Raw genomic sequence first — 17,103 nt, 5'->3', positions numbered from 1 at the left:
GTCGTTCCGGCCCCCGAATCCACCCGCCCAGGCCGCCCCAGGCCTCGACCGGGGCCGTCATGCTACGCCCCGTCGCCCCGCACGGCGGCATTCTCGAGGACTCCCAGCCCCTCGATCGCGATGCGGACCCTGTCGCCCGACTCCAGGGCGAAGTCGTCCGGAGGGATGATCCCGGTGCCGGTCAGCAGGATCAGGCCGTCCGGGAACGAGTGGTCGCGGCCGAGCCAGGCAATCAAGTCCTCGAATCGACGCGCCATGCGGGCCGTCGAGGTCGTCCCTTCAAACGCCAACGCCCCCTGACGGTGGATTTCCAGCCGGATCTCCAGGCTGCTCGGGTCGGCGATCGAGGACGCCAGCACGACGCCCGGCCCCAGCGCGCAGCAGGCGTCGTAGACCTTGGCCTGCGGCAAGTAGAGCGGGTTCTCGCCTTCGATGTCGCGGGCGCTCACGTCGTCGCCGATCGTATAGCCGACCAGTTCCAGTTTCGGCGAGAGCACCAGCGCCAGCTCGGGCTCGGGCACGGTCCATCGGGCGTCTCGACGGATCCGGATCGCCCCGCCGGGGCCGACGACCCGATGCGGGGTCGCCTTGAAAAACAACTCCGGCCGCTCCGCCCGATACACCAGGTCGTAAAACGTCGCGGCCTGCTGGGATTCCTCCTCGCGGGCCGTCTTGCTCCTCTCATAGGTCACGCCAGCTCCCCAGACCTCCTGCCGGTCGATCGGCGCGAGCAGGCGGATCGAGGCGAGCGGCAGGCTCTTCTCGGCGCGGGCGGCGAGGTCTCGCACGGTCCCGGCCGGATCTCCACTGTGGAGGATCTCCGAAAGGCGAGAAGACCCGCCGCCGAGCGGGACCACCTCGTCCCCTTGCAACAGCCCCACGCGGGGGGACGGATCGGCATCGGTCGCGAACTTGACGAGGTTCATGGGAGAGTCCCTCGGGCCGGGTGTGACGGCGATCGACTTGCGGACGACGCGGCCATCATACGATCATCGAGGCGGAGAAATCAGCAGGCCGGCGACGACCGGCGCGATCGAGGGAGCGAGGCGACGATGGCGGAACGGGTCTTCGTGGTGGGGCATGGCGCGGTCACGTGCCTGGGCAAGGACATGGATTCGACCTGGCGGGCCCTGCTCGCCGGGGAATCCGGGATTCGACGGCACGCGTCGCTCGACCGCGAGCAGTACCTCCAGGACGTCGCCGGGCTGGTCGAAGACCTGGGCTCGGCCCCGCGATCCGAGGACCGGGAGTTCGCGAGGCTGTCGGCCCGCTTCCTGACACTGGCGATGACGGCCGCCCGCGAGGCCTGGGCCGACGCCGGGCTCGACGCCGCGGCCGATCGGATCGATCGCGATCGGGTGGCGGTGGCGGTCGGCTCGGCGTTCGGCGGGATGGACTTCCTCGAAGCCCAGCAGGCCCGGATGCGGAAGCGGAAAGACCTGTCGGTCAGCCCATTCCTGGTCCCCGGACTGCTGGTCAACCAGGCCGGCGGGCAGATCTCGCAGCAACTCAAACTCTACGGGCCGGGCGTCGCGCCGGCGAACGCCTGCGCCTCGGGGGGCCACGCGATCATCCTGGGGGCCATGATGATCAAGGCCGGCGACGCCGACTTGGCCCTCTGCGGCGCGGCGGAGAGCGCGTTCACGCCGGCGATCGTCAACGGGTTCTCGACGATGAAGGCCCTGTTCGGTCCCAAGGCCGGCGACCGCGCCGAGGCCGACCCCTCCCAGGCCAGCCGGCCGTTCAGCCGCGACCGCGCGGGGTTCGTGATGTCCGAAGGGGCCGGCGTGGTCGTGTTGGCCTCCGAGAAGGCCGTCGAAAGCCTGGGCCTGGACGTGCACGCCGAGTTGGCCGGCTATGCGCTCAACTCCGACGGCTTTCACATGGCCACGCCCAGCCCGGACCGGATCCGACGCTGCGTCGCGCTCGCGCTCGAGAAGGCCGGGATCGCCCCGGAGCAGGTCGACTACTACAACGCCCACGGCACCAGCACGACCATCAACGATCAGGTCGAGACCGGCGTCCTGAAATCGGTCTTCGGCGATCACGCCCGGCGGCTGCCGGTCAGCTCGATCAAGGGGGCGATCGGCCACACCCTGGGCGCGGCGTCGGCGATCGAGGCCGCCACGTGCGTCCGCGCGCTACGCGATCAGATGATTCCGCCCACCGTGAACCACCTGCCCGACCCGGAGCTGGACCTGGACTACGTCCCGAACGAGTCGCGGGCCGCCCGCCTCGACACCGTGATGAGCGCCTCGTTCGGCTTCGGCGGGACGAACAACGTGCTGGTCCTGCGTCGCCCCGGCCGCTGACGGCCCGGCCCGGCGCGGAATTTGACGTTGCCAGCGAGGGCCGGGCGTGCCACACTCCCGCCCGGCCGATGCGGGGCGTCACGGCGACGTCGCGCCACGGCCTGGCGCAGCCAAGGGCGAGGTGACGTCGATGGATCGACGCGGGGTCAAGCTCCGGAAGAGGTTCCTGCGGGGGGCGTTGCCGGTGGTCCGGCTGCTCCCCCTGCCCACGGCCGCTCGGATCGTCTCGGGCATCGGCCGATTCGAGCATCGGTGGAACGCGGGCCTGCGGCTCCGGTTCGACGAGGCGGTCGAGCGCGGGGGACGGATCCTGGGATGCGACTGGGACGTCCCGGCCGTGAGCAACCGCCTGGCGGGCAACCACATCCTCTGGCGATCCCGCGACCTGCTGCTCGACGTGGCTTCGGACGAACGCGCGCTGGCCATGTTCGACGTCCAGGGCCGCGAGCATCTCGACGCCGCCCGGGCGCTCGGGAAGGGCTGCATCGTCCTGACCAGCCATTTCGGCGCCCACATGCTGCCGGCCCACTGGCTCTATCGCAACGACTACCCGCTTCGCCTGTACATGGAACGGCCTCGCAGCCTCTCGCGATACATGGCCTCGCGGTTCGAGCGGGAAGGCCCCTTGAGCCAGGACAAGCTGTTCATCTCCCGCAAAGGGGGCCCGACCGACTCGGCCAGCAGCATCCTGCGGGCGGCCAAGGTCCTCAAGTCGAACCTGATGCTCTTCCTGGCCGGCGACGTCCGCTGGACCGGACAACTCACGGCCGAGGCCCGGTTCATGGACCGCACGCTCCGGTTCTCCACGACCTGGATCGCCCTCGGGGCGATGACTCAGGCCCCGATCGTCCCGGTCTTCTGCCGGATGGGCGAAGACTCCCGCTACCACATGGAGTTCCGCCCCCACTTCGTGCTGCCTCGGGACGCCCAGGAGGAGGCGAAGGCCGGCGGCCACGTCCAGGCGTTCCTCGACCTCCTGCAGGAAGAGATCCGGCGTCATCCGGCCGACAGCAACGAATACCTCTTCTGGGAGGACGAGGAGGCCGCGGCCTGACGGCCGACCACGAACCGGCGGGCGGCCGGGCGTGTCCGATCCGACGTGGGAGCCGTCGAGCCCCCGCCGCCAGGCGGGCTTGACGGCCGTCCGACCGTCGCTAGAGTAGCCCTTGACCCGTCCCGATCGCCTCCTCGAACTCGTCCCCGGCCCAAAGATGACACGACCCATCCACCTCAGCGCGGCCACCGCCCGCACCAGCGCCCCCTCGATCAGCAGCCTGATGAAGCTCGCGATCGAACGTCCCGAGATCGTCTCGCTGGCGGCGGGCTTCGTCGATCAGCAGTCGCTGCCGGTCGCGACCACGGCCCACGCCGCCGCCCAGATCCTCGGCGACGCGCCGGCCGGACGCGCCGCGTTGCAATACGGCACGACCATCGGCGACGAGGCCCTGAGGGCGATCCTGATCGAGCGGTTGGAGGTGCAGCACGGGGTCACGCCGGGCGCCTACCGCCGGGCGGTCGATCGGACGGTGCTGACGACCGGGTCGGCGCAGCTCATCTATCTGGTCGGCGAGGCCCTGCTCGATCCCGGCGACATCGTGATCGTCGAGGCCCCGACGTACTTCGTCTTCCTCGGCCCCCTGGAAACCCGGGGCGCCCGCGCGATCCGCAGCCCGATCGACGAGAAGGGGCTGAAGCTCGACGCCCTGGAGGCGACGTTCGACCGACTCAAGGCCGAAGGCTCGCTCGACAGGGTCAAGCTCGTCTACACGATCCCCGAACACTCGAATCCGACCGGCATCAGCCTGGCCGCCGAGCGCCGCAGGCCGCTGGTCGAGCTGGTGCGACGATGGTCGGACGAGGCGGGGCATCGCATCTTCCTGCTGGAGGATTCGGCCTACCACGGGCTCTCGTACGAGCAGGCCGAGACCGAGAGCCTCTGGAGCCTCGACCCCGAGGGGGAGACGGTGATCCTGGCCCGGACCTTCAGCAAGACCTACAGCCCGGGGATGAAGCTGGGCTACGGAGTCCTCCCCGGCGGGCTGGTCGACGCCGTGCTGACCCTCAAGGGGAACCACGATTTCGGGACCTCGAACTTCGTCCAGAAGCTGGTCCGGCTGGTGCTGGCGAACGGGGAGTACGACCAGCACGTCGAACGCCTGCGGGGCGTCTACGCCGGCAAGCGGGACGCCTTCCTCTCGGCGCTGGACCGCCATTTCGAGCCGCTTCGCGACCGCGTGCGATGGACCCGGCCCAGGGGCGGGCTGTATGTCTGGATGACCTTGCCCGAGTCGGTCGATACGGGATTCGACGGGCCCCTGTTCCGACGCTGCCTGGAGCAAGGCGTGATCTACGTCCCGGGGGAGTTCGCCTTCGCCCCGGAGCCGACCGCGCCGCCCCGCAACCACTTGCGGCTGACCTACGGCGTCCCGGACGAGGCCGCGCTGGCGGAAGGTGCGCGCCGGCTCGCCGAGGCCGTCCGCGAGACGCTCGCCGAGGCGGACGGAGGGTCGGGCTGAACCACGCGCGGATCGCCCGGAGCGGCCCCGCCGGATGCGGGGCCCTGGGGCGTGAGGGGCCGCGGATCGAAGAACGAGCCCACCCCCTGGGGGCATGGACGCTGAACCGGGAGGACTCGCCTTGGGTATCCTACAACGCTACGTCTGGGGAGAGGTGTTCCGCGCCTTCGCGATGGCGCTGATCACCATGACGGGCATCTTCGTCCTGTTCATGGTGGCGGCCGAGGCGATGAACAGCCGCATGCTCTCGCCGCGCGACGTGCTCAACCTGATCCCGTACATCATCCCCAGCACCCTCCCGTACACGACCCCGGTGTCGCTGCTGTTCGCGGTGACGGTGGTCTACGGCCGGATCGCCGGCGACAACGAGATCATCGCCGTCAAGACCGCCGGCCTGAGCGTCATGACCGTGATCTGGCCCACCCTCCTGCTCGGCGCCCTCGTCAGCGGCGTGCTCTGGCAGATGAGCCGGACGTGGATCCCGATGAGCGCCCACCAGGCCAAGCTCGTCCTCTTCCGCGACCTGGAGGACGTGGTCTACAAGTTCCTCAAGCGGGACAAGCAGTTCGCGATGCCCGGCAGCCCGTTCTTCATCAAGGTCCTCGACGTCGAGGACCGGGTGCTGATCCAGCCCACCTTCAAGCAGCAGAAGAAGCTGCCGGACGGGAGCGACGCCAACGCCGGGACCATCCAGGCCAAGCGGGCCCGCCTGAAATTCGACCTCGACCGCAAGGTCATCGTCGTCTACCTGGAGGGGGCCGAGGTCCAGAACCATTCCGGCGACCAGGAGGTGACGCTGCTGCCCGACAACGGCCACACCTTCGAGGTGCCGATCCCCGATAAGGACCGCCCGCTCGCGGCCATGTCGATCCAGGAGCACACCAACGACGAGCTGAACGCGGAGCTGGTGAAGTTCCGCGAGCACCTCGCGACCGACCGCCTCCGGGAGGCGATGGGGACGGGCCTGCTGTTCGCCGCCGGCAAGATCGGCGACGTGAAGTGGGAGAACGTCAAGGAGTCGTTCATCAACCACGGCCACTGGCGGAAGAAGTGCGACGAGTTCGAGACCGAGAAGCAGCTCCGGACGTCGATGGCCTTCGGCAGCCTCCTCTTCGTCGTCCTGGGGGCCCCGATAGGCATCCGCTTCGCCAAGCGCGACTTCCTGAGCGCCTTCATGACCTGCTTCCTGCCGATCATCGGCCTCTACTACCCCCTGATGCTGCTTGGCATCAACATGGGCAAGGAGGGGACGATGGCCCCGTACAAGGCGCTCTGGCTGAGCAACCTGGCGCTCGCGCTGCTGGCCGGCTGGGTGTATCCCCGGATCATCAAATACTGATCGGCGTCCGCCGGGAGGCCGTCGCGGACGGTCCCGGTCGTGGAGGGTTGCGGCGTGCGAATCCTGGATCGACAGCGGTTCTGGGCCTTCGGCAAGGCCTACCTGACCTGCTACATCTCGTTCGTCGGCCTCTGGATCGTCCTGGACGCCTTTTCGAACGTGGATGAGTTCACGAAGCGCACGGTCGGCTTCGGCCAGCTCATGTCGGCGATGGGGCGCTATTACCTCGTGCGCCAGGCCGAGTACTTCGACAAGCTCGGCGGCGTGATCAGCATGATGGCCGCGATCTTCACCGTGACCTGGATGCAGCGCGCCAACGAGCAGCTCGCGATGCTGGCGGCGGGCGTGAGCACGCATCGGATGATCCGGCCCGTCGTCGTCTCGTCGATCCTGGTCAGCTTCCTGTCGATCGCCAACCAGGAGCTGATCATCCCCCGGTACGCCGAGGAGCTGCAGAAGTCGCACGCGGACGACGGCACGAGCACGATCGCCGTCCTCTCTTCCCAGTACGACTCGCGGACGCTGATGTTCTCGGGCAAGGAGGCCGACCGCGCGGCCCGGACCATGCTGAAGCGGTTCTTCGTGACCGTCCCCGTGCAGGTCTTCGGCTCGATCCGCGAGATCGAGGGGAAACAGGCCACCTACATCCCCCTCGAAGCGACGCGGATCCCCCTGCGAGGCGGCTGGCTGGTGCGAGGCGCGAAGATCTCGCCGCCGGTCCCGGACGAGGAGCTGGCGAAGCCCGACTCGATCGTGGTGAAGGTCGCCGACCAGAAAGGGTTCCCGCCGCCGGTCGGCGACCCGGGCGCGCTCGAAGGCGACGTGTACTTCGTCAGGACGAGCCTCTCGTTCGAGGCCATGACGAGGAAGACGAACTGGCATCAGTACGGCTCGATGACGGACCTCGTCGGCGGGCTGGTCGACCCCTCCACGGACAGGACCGAGCGGAACAACATCGAGCTGACGATCCACTCGCGGGCGCTGCGGCCGTTCCTGGCGCTGACGCTCATGTTCATGAGCCTGCCGCTGGTCCTCGGCGGATACGGCCGGAACATGTTCATCAACCTCGGGTTCGCCCTGGGCAATTCGGCCCTGTTCTACGGGGCCGGGATCTTCTGCCAGTACCTCGGGGGCGAGGCCGTGCTGTCGCCGGCGCTGGCGGCCTGGCTGCCGCTCTTCATCTTCGGCGCTCTGGCGACCCACCGCTGGGGTCAGATCCGCACCTGAGGCGGCCCGACGTTCAGCTCCTGGACATGTTCCAGATGAGCCATAGGCTGAGCGCCATGCCGAGGCCGTAGCCCACCTCCGCCAGCGAGGTCGCCCCGCCTCGATAGATCAGCGACGAGGCGACCAGCAGCCCCGCAATCACGATCCCGACCGCGAGCGTGTTGCTGGCCCGCGTCAGCTGCCGGACCAGCCTCTCGAAGCCCTGGAGGTCGAACTTGACGTTTAGCTCTCCCCGCTTGATCGACTCCAGCGAATGGCTCAGGAGGTCGGGCAGGAGCGTGGCGATCCGCTGGAGGTCCTCGGCGGTCCCGGCCGCCTGTTCCAGCAGGCGCCGCGGGCCGTAGCGCCGGATCGCGAGCTTGCGGAGGATCGGCTCCAGCTGGCTGGCGATGTCGAATCGGGGGTCGAGGGTGCGGCCGGTGCCCTCGATGGTCACCAGCGAGCGTATCAGGAGCACGAGGTCCGGCGGGATCTGGAGGCGATGCCGGCGGATCATCCCGACCAGCTCGCCGAGCAGGACGCCCAGGTCGATCGTCGCCAACGTCAGATCGCAGTAGGTCTGGACCAGCTCGCCGACGTCGCGCCTCAGCTCCTTCAGGTCGACCTCCTCGCCCCGGACCTCCAGGTCGTCGAGCGCCTTGAGCACCCGGTCCACGTCCTGCGCCAGCAGTCCGATCAGCAGGTCGGCGATCCGCTCGCGGGTCCTCGTGTCGAGCTGGCCGAACATGCCGTAATCGAGCGGGGCCACGATACCGCCGGGCAGCACGCGGAGGTTTCCCGGGTGGGGGTCGGCGTGGAAGAAACCGAACTGGAAGATCTGCTTGATCAGGATCCGCGCCCCCGTGACGGCGACCTGGGCCGGGTCGAGCCCCATCCCGCGCAGCCCCTGCAAGTCGTCGACGCGGACGCCCGCGATGAACTCCATCGCCAGGACACGGGGGGTGGAAAACTCCTCGACGGCGAAGGGGATGTGGGCGGTGGGGTCGGCGGCGAACTGGGTCTGACAGCGTTTGAGCGTGCGCAGCTCGACGCTGAAGTCCAGCTCCCGCTTGATCGTCCGCTCGAACTCCCGGACCAGCGACATCGGCCGGTAGACCGCGAGGGTGGGGATGTGCCGTTCCGCGAGCTGGGCCAGGTTCTTGAGGATGTCCAAATCGGCCGCGACGACCTTGTGGAGGTCTGGGCGGCGGATCTTGAGGGCCACGCGCCGGCCGTCGTGGAGGACCGCCAGGTGGACCTGCGAGATCGACGCCGAGGCGACCGGGACGGGGTCGATCGAGGCGAAACAGGCGTCGAGCGGGCGGTCGTACTCCTCGACCAGGATCGCTTGCGCCTGCTCGAAGGGGAAGGGTCGGACGTCGTCCCTCAGCGCGGAAAGCTCGTTGGTGTAGCTCTCGGGGAGGAGGTCCGGGCGGGTGCTCAGGAGCTGGCCGAGCTTCACGAAAGTCGGCCCGAGGTCCTCGCAGATGAGCCGCAGGCGGCGAGGGCGGTCGTAAAGCGCGACCTCCTCGCCCAGCGCGACCCGTTCCAGGGGCTTGACGACGCTCTCAAGGCGCAGCGCGGCGATGACGTCCTGGTAGCCGTACCGGGCCAACGTGGTGAGGATCTGCCGATAGCGGGGGATGTCTCGGAGATGTCCGACCGTTTCTCGAATCAAGAGTCACCCGGTGGCCGACGGGGCCGTCCGCCAGGGGGACGAGATCGGGGGGGGCGTCCCGGGCGCCCCGCCGACCGTCCGCCTTGCGGATTTCTCACAAATTGATTAAACTCTCGCTTATTGGTCGAATACGATGAGGTCGACCTTGTCCTCTTTGGGGATCTTTCGCATGCCGATCCAAGAACAGGCCGGAATCCACGTCATCGAGTCCCTCGACGATTTCGCCGAGGCCCGCGTGGAGGCCATCGGGTTCATCTATCACGGTACGGTCCCGGTCGTGAAAGGAAAGGGGGCAGGTTCGGTAGCCAACAACCTGCTCCATTTCGCCCGCTGCCCTCGGCTTGAGAAGATCAACGGCGAGGAAACCAAGATCTGGTTCCGGAGCGTCGGGCTGGCGCACAAGCATCTCGACGAGACCGTCGGCGCCAAGCGCTGGAAGTGGTGCAAGTACTGCGAGAAAGAGATCACCCAGCGCGTCCTGGACGAGGTCTGAGCCCGCCGAAATCGCGGTCGCGGCGTCCCGTCCACTCCGAAGCGGCGGGCGCCCCGCTGCGGCTCCCCGCATCCCGGCTTGCGCAGACGATCATTTCGACGGGGTCGCCCCCTGGACGAGCCGCTGGAAGGCGGAATCGCCGCGGAGGTAGTCGAAATCCGCTTCGTCGGCGATCATCCGCCGCATCTCCGGCCTGAGCCGTAGGGCCGTGGCCAGCTCTTCCAGCGCCTTCGCGGCGTTCGCCGCCAGGCTCCAGTAGCACGCGAGATTGTAGTGGATCAGCGGGTTCTCGGGCTCCTGCCGCGAGGCGCGTTCCAGCGCGTCGACGGCCTCGGCCAGCCGGTTCGTCCGCTTGTAGCACCACCCCTGCGCCACGGCGACGGCCACGTCTTCCGGGCGGAGCAAGGCGGCCGCTTCCAGGCAGGCCAGCGCCTCGCGATGGCGATGGAGGCAGCGTAAGGCCTCTCCTTTGAGGAAGTTGGCCTCGAAGGTCATCAGGGGCCATTCCGCCCGGCTCTCGAGGATTCGCAGGGCGTACTGGGGCATCTCGAGCATGAGATAGCCCTCGGCCTCGTCGAGTTGACGCCGGATCCGGGTCGGGGTGGTCGTGCTCATCGCTCTAGACACTCCAGGCGGGACGCGGGCCCGTGCCGGAGTCTCCCGCGAGTGGCCCATCGGATTCGCGGCCTCGACTCCGGCGAAGTCGCCAGGTCGTCGAGTACCAGTGTATCCTACGGTGGGCCCTGGGGCGAAAAAAGGGGCGGGGGAAGACGCCCCACGCCCCGAGACCGGCGACGCCCCGCCGGGAGGCTCAGATCACCGGATTCGCCCCTCGATCGCCCCCCTGGCGGGCGAGCGAGGCGTAACGCGCGAGGTGGGTCCCTTCCTTCTCATTAAGGTCCATCTCGGTGGCGATGAGGTCCGGGATGGAGAGCCCGTCCGTCGACCGACGGGCCAGGGCCAACGCCCGGTTCTCGATCCCCTCGCGATTCTGGAGGCCTTCAAGCCAGCGCGAAGGAATCTCGTCGATCCCGTAGTGGGCCCCGGCCAGGGCCCCCAGGATGGCGCCGGTGGTATCGGCGTCGCCGCCGAGATTGACGATCTCCTGGATCGCCTCCTCGAACGAGTCCGTCGTCAAGAGGACGTACAGGCAGGTGGGGATGCAGGCGGGGGGAAATCCCATCGTCGGACGCTTGCAATCGGGCTCGGCCCCGTGCCGATTGGCCTCCTCGGCCAAGGCGGGCAGGGCCCGCTCGCGGGGGGTCTCCAGCAGGGTCTCGGCGTGGGCCAGGGCCTTGGACATCGCCCGGGCGTGCGGCTCCAGCGAGATGACAACCTCGCCGTAGCCCTCGGTCGTCATCCGGGCCTCGTCCCGGGCCACGTCCGACGCCAGCCAAAGGAGCAGGCTGGGGTCGCGAGGTTCCCCGGCGACCAGCCGGCGCACGCCATGGGCCACGGCCATCGCCCCGCTGAGGCTGCGGACGTCGCGATGGGTCGTCACGCTGGATTCCATGACCGCCCGAAAGAAGCCGTCCGGATCATCCTCGAAGAAGAGGCCGACGGGCGCGATTCGCATGGCGGCGCCGATCCCGGCCTTCATCTGCCCGCTCCATCGGGGCGAGACGCCCCTCTGAAGATCGGCGAGGACCTGCCGGAAGCTGCGTCCGATGCCCCGGTGGACCCCCAGGAACGTCCCCTTGGCCTCGGCCATGGCGACGTAGATTGCGGCGAGCCGCCCCTGGTCGGCGTGGCCGCATTCCAGAAGGACGTCCGCGAGCGCCAGCGCCTGCTGCGTGTCGTCCGAGTATAGGCCGCGCATCCGCCACCGGTAGGGCTTCCGCTTCCAGGCCTGCACGCCGTCGACGTAGTTCTTGACCCTGCCGTAGTGGGTCTTGATCTGCTGGGCCGTGAGCCCTTCGAGCGGCGCCCCCAGGGCGTCGCCGACGGCCAGGCCCAGGAGGCACCCGCGAACTCGGTCGATACGAGACAATTGCGGCATCGTGGCAATGCTCCTCGGGCGCCGACCCGCTTTCCGTCGGCTCGGCGACGTCCCCCGTCGGGACGAACGCAAGATAACCACCTGGATCGACCTAGCCAACCGTTTTCTGGCCCTGGAACCCCACCGGGCCGGGCCTGCGACCACGCCCTGGCACCGGCGGAGCGTGCTGTTTGAGTCACTTAGGATCGATCCGGGCACCCCCCGAATTTTTTGGACCGGGAGGGCTTTTCGTCGAGGACGACGAGCGGGGCTCCTCGAGGGAACCGGCCGGTCGCCGACCCTCGTGTCCGTCGTCGTCCGGAGTCACGGCAAGCCGGGCCGGACGCGGCGCGACCCGGACCTGGGGGGCGTCTCCGCACCTCCAGTTATCGGATCGGCGTCGCACCCGGAGCATACAAGTGGTCGGGGATTCGAGGGGCCTCGCGAGGGTCTCGGGCGCAATCGCGGCGATCGTCGCGACCCGGCGGCCGGGACCTGCACGACGTCGACGTCTCGGATCGCGTCGCGGCGGTTCACTTCTTCAGCGCGCCGCTGACGTGGAACTCGGCGAGCGAGTTCCCCGGGACGTTGCTGGGGACGACCTCCTTGTAGACGTTCGCCTTGCGTCCGTCGCTCAGGACCAGCCGATAACAGCGATCGTGGCTCAACGCCTGGAGCCGATCGGTCGGCATCTCGAAGTAGCCGTCGAAGGCCTTGCGACCCCCCTTGTGGTCATGGCTCGCGAGATACCCGTCGATGTCATCCAGGACGACCTGATCGCCGTCGACCAACGCGCCGCGAATGTGCTCCATCCGTTCCATCGTCGACCTCCCCGGGGCGGAGATCGCAGCCCCGAATGGGCGTAATGCGAATCGGCACCGGACCCACGCGGCGGGCCGCGTCGCACGGGCCCACGCCCCTGTCGGGGTGGTGAGCCTTTGTGGAACGACCCGCGCCCCCCCCATCGAGGGCTGTCCAAAAACGGCCTTCAGCGCCTCGGGGGCCGGGGCCCTCATCGTAAACCGAGGCGGCCGGACGAATAAAAACGGCACATCGTCATATCTGGAAGATCCAGGATCCCCGAGACCGGCGTCGGTACCGGGCCATGGATGCTTCGACTCAACGATGCTTTACATTGCATCCCAGAGCCTTGTTTGTCAAGCCCTGAGGATGTCGATTTCACACCCATGAGGGATTAATCGGCGGGCGTGACCTCGATCAGCGACTGCGACCGGAAGATCGCCAGTTCCTCGGGGAAGGAATGGAACGTCTGGAGGGAGAGCCCGCCGGCCAGGCGCTCGACCCGGATCTGGCTCAGGGGACGCGGCGACATCCGATTGGCGGCGGGGAAGGCGTGGAAAAGCCGCCCTCGGCTTGCGTCGAGGGTCGTCTCCTCGCAAAGGTGACGGAAAACCTCGGGATCGACCTGCTCGACTTCGAGACAGACCTGATAGACGATCCGGCCGCCCGGCCGGAGGACGGTCGACCGCTCGTGGCGGATCGGCGAGTTCAAGAGCAGGCCTTCGAGCGGCAGCGCGTTCCCTCGGACGCCGAGGACTTCCGTGAGCCGCACGCCCTCATGGCCGAAGACGACGGCGTGACCCCCTTCGACGATCCGGACGTCCGCCTGCCATGGGCCGGCCTCGAGGCGCTCGTGCGCCCGGACGGCGAACCACTCGGGGTGTAGCGCGCGGTGGAAGACCTGGAAGGACCTGTCGGCCACACGCGTTCCTTCGGATCTCACTCCCATCTAACCGAGTCCTCCGGCAGGAGCGGCGACCGGGCCGGCGCCGTCGTTTCCGACGCGGGGGTCGAGCGAGGATCCTGATCCTGGAGGGTAGTATAGGCGACCCCGCCCCGACGGGCAAACCGGAGGGTCGGGACGGGCGGGACGGCGTCTCTCCGCGGATTCGCGGGCGCGATCGGTTTCGCCCCCGCCTTGCCTTGACCCTCTTTTCGACGGCTCGTACACTGCGTCGCGAAACGCGGGGGGAGGCCCACTCCCCGGGCCGCATCGCCATGGACCAGGACGGTCAACGCTCATGGGAACCCCGATCACCGCCGAGCCCCCCCTCCCCCTCCGCGCCTGGCGCGCCGTCCGTTCCCGGGGGGGGCGATATGCGTGGCACAAGGCCCTCCGACGCTCGCTCGGCCGCTGGCCCTCGTGGAAACGCCGACTCCTCTACGCCGACCCTCGCGAATACTGGACGCTGCGGGGCGGGCATGACTATTTCCGGGAGCAGGAAGGCCAGGTCGCGCGCACCCTCCGCGCGGAATGGATCGCCGGGCGGATCGCGGCCTATCGACCGACCTCGATCCTGGAGATCGGCTGCGGGTACGGGAAGCTGCTGGGGGCGCTCCGCGACCGGATCGACGCGCCGCTCGCCGGCCTCGATTTCAGCCCGACGCAGCTCGGAGCCGCCCGCGGGTTCCTCGACGGCGCCGAACGGATCGACCTTTTTCTGGGCCGAGGCGACCGGCTCCCGTTCGCCGACGGCGCGTTCGACATGGTGGTGACCTCGGCCGTAATCCTCCACAACCCGCCCGAGGTGGCCGACCGGATCCGTCGCGAGGTCGTCCGAGTGGCGCGGCGGTTCGCCGCGCACAACGAGGAGACCAACCTCAGCTACAACCGGTACGGCTACGACACGGCCGCCTGGTATCGGGCCGAGGGTCGCCGGGTCGCCGAGGTCGGGCCGATCCCGATGGACGCCGACGCCGAGACGTCGCAGTTCTGCGTGGTCCGCCTCGACGGCTGACGCATCCGCCCTCCTCCCCCCTACCCTCGGTGGACTCGGCATGCTCGACCTCGCCTTCGCCTTCCTGCTGACCCTGCTCGCGACCGGCCTCGGCGCGAGGATCCTCCAGCGAATCGGGCTCGACCCCGAGCATCCGGTGGATCGCTTCGGCCTGGCTTTCCCCCTCGGCGCGGGGATCGTGGGGCTGGCCGTCCTCCTGCTCGGCCAGTTCCAGGCCCTGAACGTGCTGGGGCTCGCCGTGGTGCTGGCGGTCGCGGCGGAGGTCGGCCTCCTGGCCGGCGTCCGGCTGACGGCGGCCATCGGGGGTTCGCTCTTCCGAGGCGACGGCGGCGAGGCCCGCGTCACGGGCGTCGATCGCCTGACGCGGGTCTTCCTGCTCGCGACGATCGCGGCGACGGCGATCTCCTCGCTCGCGCCGGTGACCGACGGCGACGCGCTCTGCTACCACCTCCAGGTGCCGAAGGTCTTCCTGATGGAAGGCTCGGCGGTGTACGACCCCGACCTGCACGAGACGGTCTACCCGCTGACGACCGAGATGCTCTACCTGATCGCCCTGGCGTTCCGAGGTCCGATCGCCTGCCGGAGCATCCAGTGGATGCTGGGCCTGGCGATGGCCGCCAATGTGACGGCCCTGGCGCGGCCGAGCCTCGGCAGGCGGGCCTGGTGGGCGGGGGCCGGGGCCTTGCTGGTGCCCGCGGTCACGAACGGCATGGCCGCCCCGCTCAACGACGTCGCCCTCGCCGCCTTCGGGACGGCCGCCATCGCCGCCTGGGCCAGGCTTCACGACGCACCGAGCCGGCGGGCCGCGGTCGTGGCAGGAGTCCTCGTCGGGATGGCGGTCGGCGTGAAATACCCGGCGCTCGTGCTCGCGGGCCTGCTCGGCGTGGGGCTCCTGTTCCGACCTCTGTTCGCCCGCAAGACTGATCCCACGGCCACCTGGCGACGCTCGATGGTCCTGACGAGCTGGTTCCTCCCGGCCCTTTTGGCGGCGGGAGGAGCGTGGTATCTGCGGGCGTACGTGCATACGGGCAACCCGGTGCACCCGTTCTTCCGCTCCTTTTTCGGCTCGGGGCTCGACGAGGTGCTCGACCCGATCAAGCGCCCGCTCCAGGTCACCGCATGGAACATCCTGACGGCGATCGGGCCGCTTAGCCTGGAGCCGCACCGGTTCGACAGCTTCGCCCACCAGTTCGGGCCGATCTTCCTCCTGTTCCTCCCGGCCCTGCTGCTGGAGCGAGCCCCCCGGAGGGTGCTGGGCCTGGTGCTGCTGGGATACGTCTTCCTGATGCTCTGCATGACCCAGCGCCAGAGCATGAGATTCCTCCTGATCGCGGTCGGGCCGTTGTCGATCGGGGTCGCCTGGCTGGCCTCGACCTGGCGCGACCGCCCGACGATCCCGGCCAGGGTGTTGACCATCGCGCTCGTGAGCGTGCTCGGCCTGGAGACCTGCGTAGCCATGGCCCGCGCCGGCCGCGCGGCGGGCTCGGTGCTGGGGACGGAAACCTCGATGCAGTTCCTGGCGCGATGCGAGCCGACGTACCGCGTCGGGCGCTGGATCGGCGAGCACCTGCCGCAAGACGCCCGAGTCATCGGCCAGGATCACCGGGGGTTCTACATCCCTCGCGAATACACGATGGAGCTGGCGCACCGCCGACGCACCGACCTGGGCGAGAAAGGCGAGACCGAAGGGGAGGTCGTCGCGGCTCTCCGTCGCGAGGGCTACACGCACCTCATGCTCTGCCCCCCCGCCGGCGAGAGCGACGTGGAGTTCGACCCGACCCTGGGCGAGTTGCTCGCCCCCTGGCTCGCCTCGCAACGGCCGCTCTACAACGAGGAACTGTCCGACGGCGACGGGCTGGTGCGGAACTACGCGATCTACGACCTGTCCGAGGGAAGCGTCAGGCGATGAGCGTCGATCGTCCCACGCTGAAACAGCTTCGAGCCGTCGTCCAGAAGGGGCGGCATCGCGAGATCGGCAACTGGCTGGCCCGACGCGTCGCCCGGCCCACCGCCGTCTACGGCACCTGGGCGGCCGTCCGGCTCGGCCTCTCGGCCCATCAGGCGACGTCGGCCGCCCTGCTGGCCGGCCTGGCGTCGGCCGCGGCGATCGCGACGGGACACCGTTGGGCCTTCGTCGCCGGCGCGGCCCTCGGCCACATGGCGTTCTGGCTCGACCACGTCGACGGCCAGGTCGCCCGCTGGCGGGGTTCGGCGAGCCTCGACGGCGTTTACTTCGATTACCTGATGCACCACGTCCTCAATATGGCGACGGGCTTCGCCCTGGGCTTCGGGCTGGCCGTGCGTACGGGAAACGTCGGCTGGGCGGGCGCGGGATTCGCGATCGCGCTGGGGTGGACGCTGCTCGGCTTGCACAACGACTGCCGGTACAAGGCGTTCGTCCAGCGGCTCAAGAGCAGCCGCGAGAGCTACCGCGTCGAAGGCGGCGCCGGGGGTCGTCCGGCGCCGGCGCCGGGATGGCCCCGCGTGGGGCCGGGCGTGATCACCTATCCGGCCTACAAGGCCTGCGAGCCCCACGTCGTCTTGCTCGGACTGACGACGCTGGCCGCGATGGCCGTCGCGGCGCCGGGGATTTGGGAGGACTGCTGGCGGGTCGGCGTCGCGGGGATGGCGGCGGCCGCCCCGGCGCTCGCGGCCGCGAGGATCCGTCGGGCGATCGGGAAGGCCGCGACGGAGGCCGAATTCCGTGCCTGGTTCCGGCCGCTCGGCGCGGCTTCCGGGCGTCGCCCCCTGGACGCGGCCGAGGCCGGCGTTGTATCAACAGGTGCGGTGCATCGCGCGACCGAGGCGGCGTGAGGGTCGCG

General features: G+C 69.2%; 15 protein-coding genes. 9 read left to right on the top strand and 6 right to left on the bottom strand.

Annotated features, from left to right (window positions below; translation table 11 throughout):
- Window positions 1–62 precede the first annotated feature (62 nt).
- Window positions 63–926 (bottom strand): fumarylacetoacetate hydrolase family protein, encoded by an 864-nt coding sequence (locus G6O68_RS21940; protein ID WP_165250791.1) that lies wholly within the window; start codon window positions 924–926, stop codon window positions 63–65.
- A gap of 126 nt (window positions 927–1,052) precedes the next feature.
- Between G6O68_RS21940 and G6O68_RS21935 the strand changes: the two genes are divergently transcribed.
- From G6O68_RS21935 to G6O68_RS21915, 5 genes are all read left to right on the top strand, one after another.
- Complete coding sequence (locus tag G6O68_RS21935; protein ID WP_165250790.1) at window positions 1,053–2,312, top strand: beta-ketoacyl-[acyl-carrier-protein] synthase family protein; 1,260 nt, start codon at window positions 1,053–1,055, stop codon at window positions 2,310–2,312.
- Window positions 2,313–2,442: 130 nt separating this feature from the next.
- Window positions 2,443–3,366, top strand: a complete 924-nt coding sequence (locus tag G6O68_RS21930; RefSeq protein ID WP_165250789.1) for a lysophospholipid acyltransferase family protein — start codon at window positions 2,443–2,445, stop codon at window positions 3,364–3,366.
- 157 nt (window positions 3,367–3,523) lie between these two features.
- A complete protein-coding gene (locus tag G6O68_RS21925) occupies window positions 3,524–4,828 on the top strand; it encodes an aminotransferase-like domain-containing protein (RefSeq protein WP_165250788.1) in 1,305 nt (434 codons plus the stop codon).
- Between the two features lie 121 nt (window positions 4,829–4,949).
- Window positions 4,950–6,167, top strand: a complete 1,218-nt coding sequence (locus tag G6O68_RS21920; protein WP_240911437.1) for an LptF/LptG family permease — start codon at window positions 4,950–4,952, stop codon at window positions 6,165–6,167.
- Between the two features lie 54 nt (window positions 6,168–6,221).
- Window positions 6,222–7,394, top strand: a complete 1,173-nt coding sequence (locus tag G6O68_RS21915; protein WP_165250786.1) for an LptF/LptG family permease — start codon at window positions 6,222–6,224, stop codon at window positions 7,392–7,394.
- Between the two features lie 13 nt (window positions 7,395–7,407).
- Here G6O68_RS21915 and G6O68_RS21910 read toward each other — a convergent pair whose 3' ends face one another.
- On the bottom strand, window positions 7,408–9,051 hold the full coding sequence (locus tag G6O68_RS21910) for an ABC1 kinase family protein (RefSeq protein WP_165250785.1): 1,644 nt from the start codon (window positions 9,049–9,051) through the stop codon (window positions 7,408–7,410).
- 169 nt (window positions 9,052–9,220) lie between these two features.
- Between G6O68_RS21910 and G6O68_RS21905 the strand changes: the two genes are divergently transcribed.
- Window positions 9,221–9,544, top strand: a complete 324-nt coding sequence (locus G6O68_RS21905) for a hypothetical protein (protein ID WP_165250784.1) — start codon at window positions 9,221–9,223, stop codon at window positions 9,542–9,544.
- A gap of 90 nt (window positions 9,545–9,634) precedes the next feature.
- Here the strand turns inward: G6O68_RS21905 and G6O68_RS21900 are convergent, their stop codons facing one another.
- From G6O68_RS21900 to G6O68_RS21885, 4 genes are all read right to left on the bottom strand, one after another.
- Window positions 9,635–10,159: a TPR end-of-group domain-containing protein gene (locus tag G6O68_RS21900; protein ID WP_165250783.1), complete on the bottom strand. Its 525-nt coding sequence runs from the start codon at window positions 10,157–10,159 to the stop codon at window positions 9,635–9,637.
- A gap of 196 nt (window positions 10,160–10,355) precedes the next feature.
- On the bottom strand, window positions 10,356–11,543 hold the full coding sequence (locus G6O68_RS21895; RefSeq protein WP_165250782.1) for an ADP-ribosylglycohydrolase family protein: 1,188 nt from the start codon (window positions 11,541–11,543) through the stop codon (window positions 10,356–10,358).
- A 512-nt stretch (window positions 11,544–12,055) separates the two neighbouring features.
- Entirely contained in the window at window positions 12,056–12,343 is a 288-nt protein-coding gene (locus tag G6O68_RS21890; protein ID WP_165250781.1) for a hypothetical protein, read from the bottom strand.
- 374 nt (window positions 12,344–12,717) lie between these two features.
- A complete protein-coding gene (locus G6O68_RS21885) occupies window positions 12,718–13,245 on the bottom strand; it encodes a DUF2617 family protein (RefSeq protein WP_240911436.1) in 528 nt (175 codons plus the stop codon).
- A gap of 319 nt (window positions 13,246–13,564) precedes the next feature.
- Here G6O68_RS21885 and G6O68_RS21880 point away from each other — a divergent pair, with 319 nt between their 5' ends.
- Genes G6O68_RS21880 through G6O68_RS21870 form a run of 3 tightly spaced genes read left to right on the top strand, consistent with a single transcriptional unit; the run spans window position 13,565 to window position 17,095 of the window.
- Window positions 13,565–14,281 (top strand): class I SAM-dependent methyltransferase, encoded by a 717-nt coding sequence (locus G6O68_RS21880; protein WP_165250779.1) that lies wholly within the window; start codon window positions 13,565–13,567, stop codon window positions 14,279–14,281.
- A gap of 40 nt (window positions 14,282–14,321) precedes the next feature.
- Window positions 14,322–16,190 carry a 4-amino-4-deoxy-L-arabinose transferase gene (locus G6O68_RS21875; protein WP_165250778.1) on the top strand — a complete coding sequence of 623 codons (1,869 nt, stop codon included), beginning with the start codon at window positions 14,322–14,324 and terminating at the stop codon, window positions 16,188–16,190.
- Window positions 16,187–17,095: a CDP-alcohol phosphatidyltransferase family protein gene (locus tag G6O68_RS21870; RefSeq protein WP_206108179.1), complete on the top strand. Its 909-nt coding sequence runs from the start codon at window positions 16,187–16,189 to the stop codon at window positions 17,093–17,095. The genes G6O68_RS21875 and G6O68_RS21870 overlap by 4 nt, the downstream gene beginning before the upstream one ends.
- The last annotated feature ends 8 nt before the right edge of the window (window positions 17,096–17,103 follow it).

The sequence above is a fragment of the Paludisphaera soli genome (assembly GCF_011064595.1).
Lineage (GTDB): Bacteria > Planctomycetota > Planctomycetia > Isosphaerales > Isosphaeraceae > Paludisphaera > Paludisphaera soli.
The sequence above is the reverse complement of the archived record's forward strand: the minus strand, read 5'-3'. Positions and strand labels throughout refer to the sequence as shown.

Excerpts from the sequence above, each read along its gene's own strand:
- G6O68_RS21940 (WP_165250791.1), bottom strand. The coding sequence starts at position 926 with ATGAACCTCGTCAAGTTCGCGACCGATGCCGATCCGTCCCCCCGCGTG.
- G6O68_RS21935 (WP_165250790.1), top strand. The coding sequence starts at position 1,053 with ATGGCGGAACGGGTCTTCGTGGTGGGGCATGGCGCGGTCACGTGCCTG.
- G6O68_RS21930 (WP_165250789.1), top strand. The coding sequence starts at position 2,443 with ATGGATCGACGCGGGGTCAAGCTCCGGAAGAGGTTCCTGCGGGGGGCG.
- G6O68_RS21925 (WP_165250788.1), top strand. The coding sequence starts at position 3,524 with ATGACACGACCCATCCACCTCAGCGCGGCCACCGCCCGCACCAGCGCC.
- G6O68_RS21905 (WP_165250784.1), top strand. The coding sequence starts at position 9,221 with ATGCCGATCCAAGAACAGGCCGGAATCCACGTCATCGAGTCCCTCGAC.
- G6O68_RS21900 (WP_165250783.1), bottom strand. The coding sequence starts at position 10,159 with ATGAGCACGACCACCCCGACCCGGATCCGGCGTCAACTCGACGAGGCC.
- G6O68_RS21895 (WP_165250782.1), bottom strand. The coding sequence starts at position 11,543 with ATGCCGCAATTGTCTCGTATCGACCGAGTTCGCGGGTGCCTCCTGGGC.
- G6O68_RS21890 (WP_165250781.1), bottom strand. The coding sequence starts at position 12,343 with ATGGAACGGATGGAGCACATTCGCGGCGCGTTGGTCGACGGCGATCAG.
- G6O68_RS21880 (WP_165250779.1), top strand. The coding sequence starts at position 13,565 with ATGGGAACCCCGATCACCGCCGAGCCCCCCCTCCCCCTCCGCGCCTGG.
- G6O68_RS21875 (WP_165250778.1), top strand. The coding sequence starts at position 14,322 with ATGCTCGACCTCGCCTTCGCCTTCCTGCTGACCCTGCTCGCGACCGGC.
- G6O68_RS21870 (WP_206108179.1), top strand. The coding sequence starts at position 16,187 with ATGAGCGTCGATCGTCCCACGCTGAAACAGCTTCGAGCCGTCGTCCAG.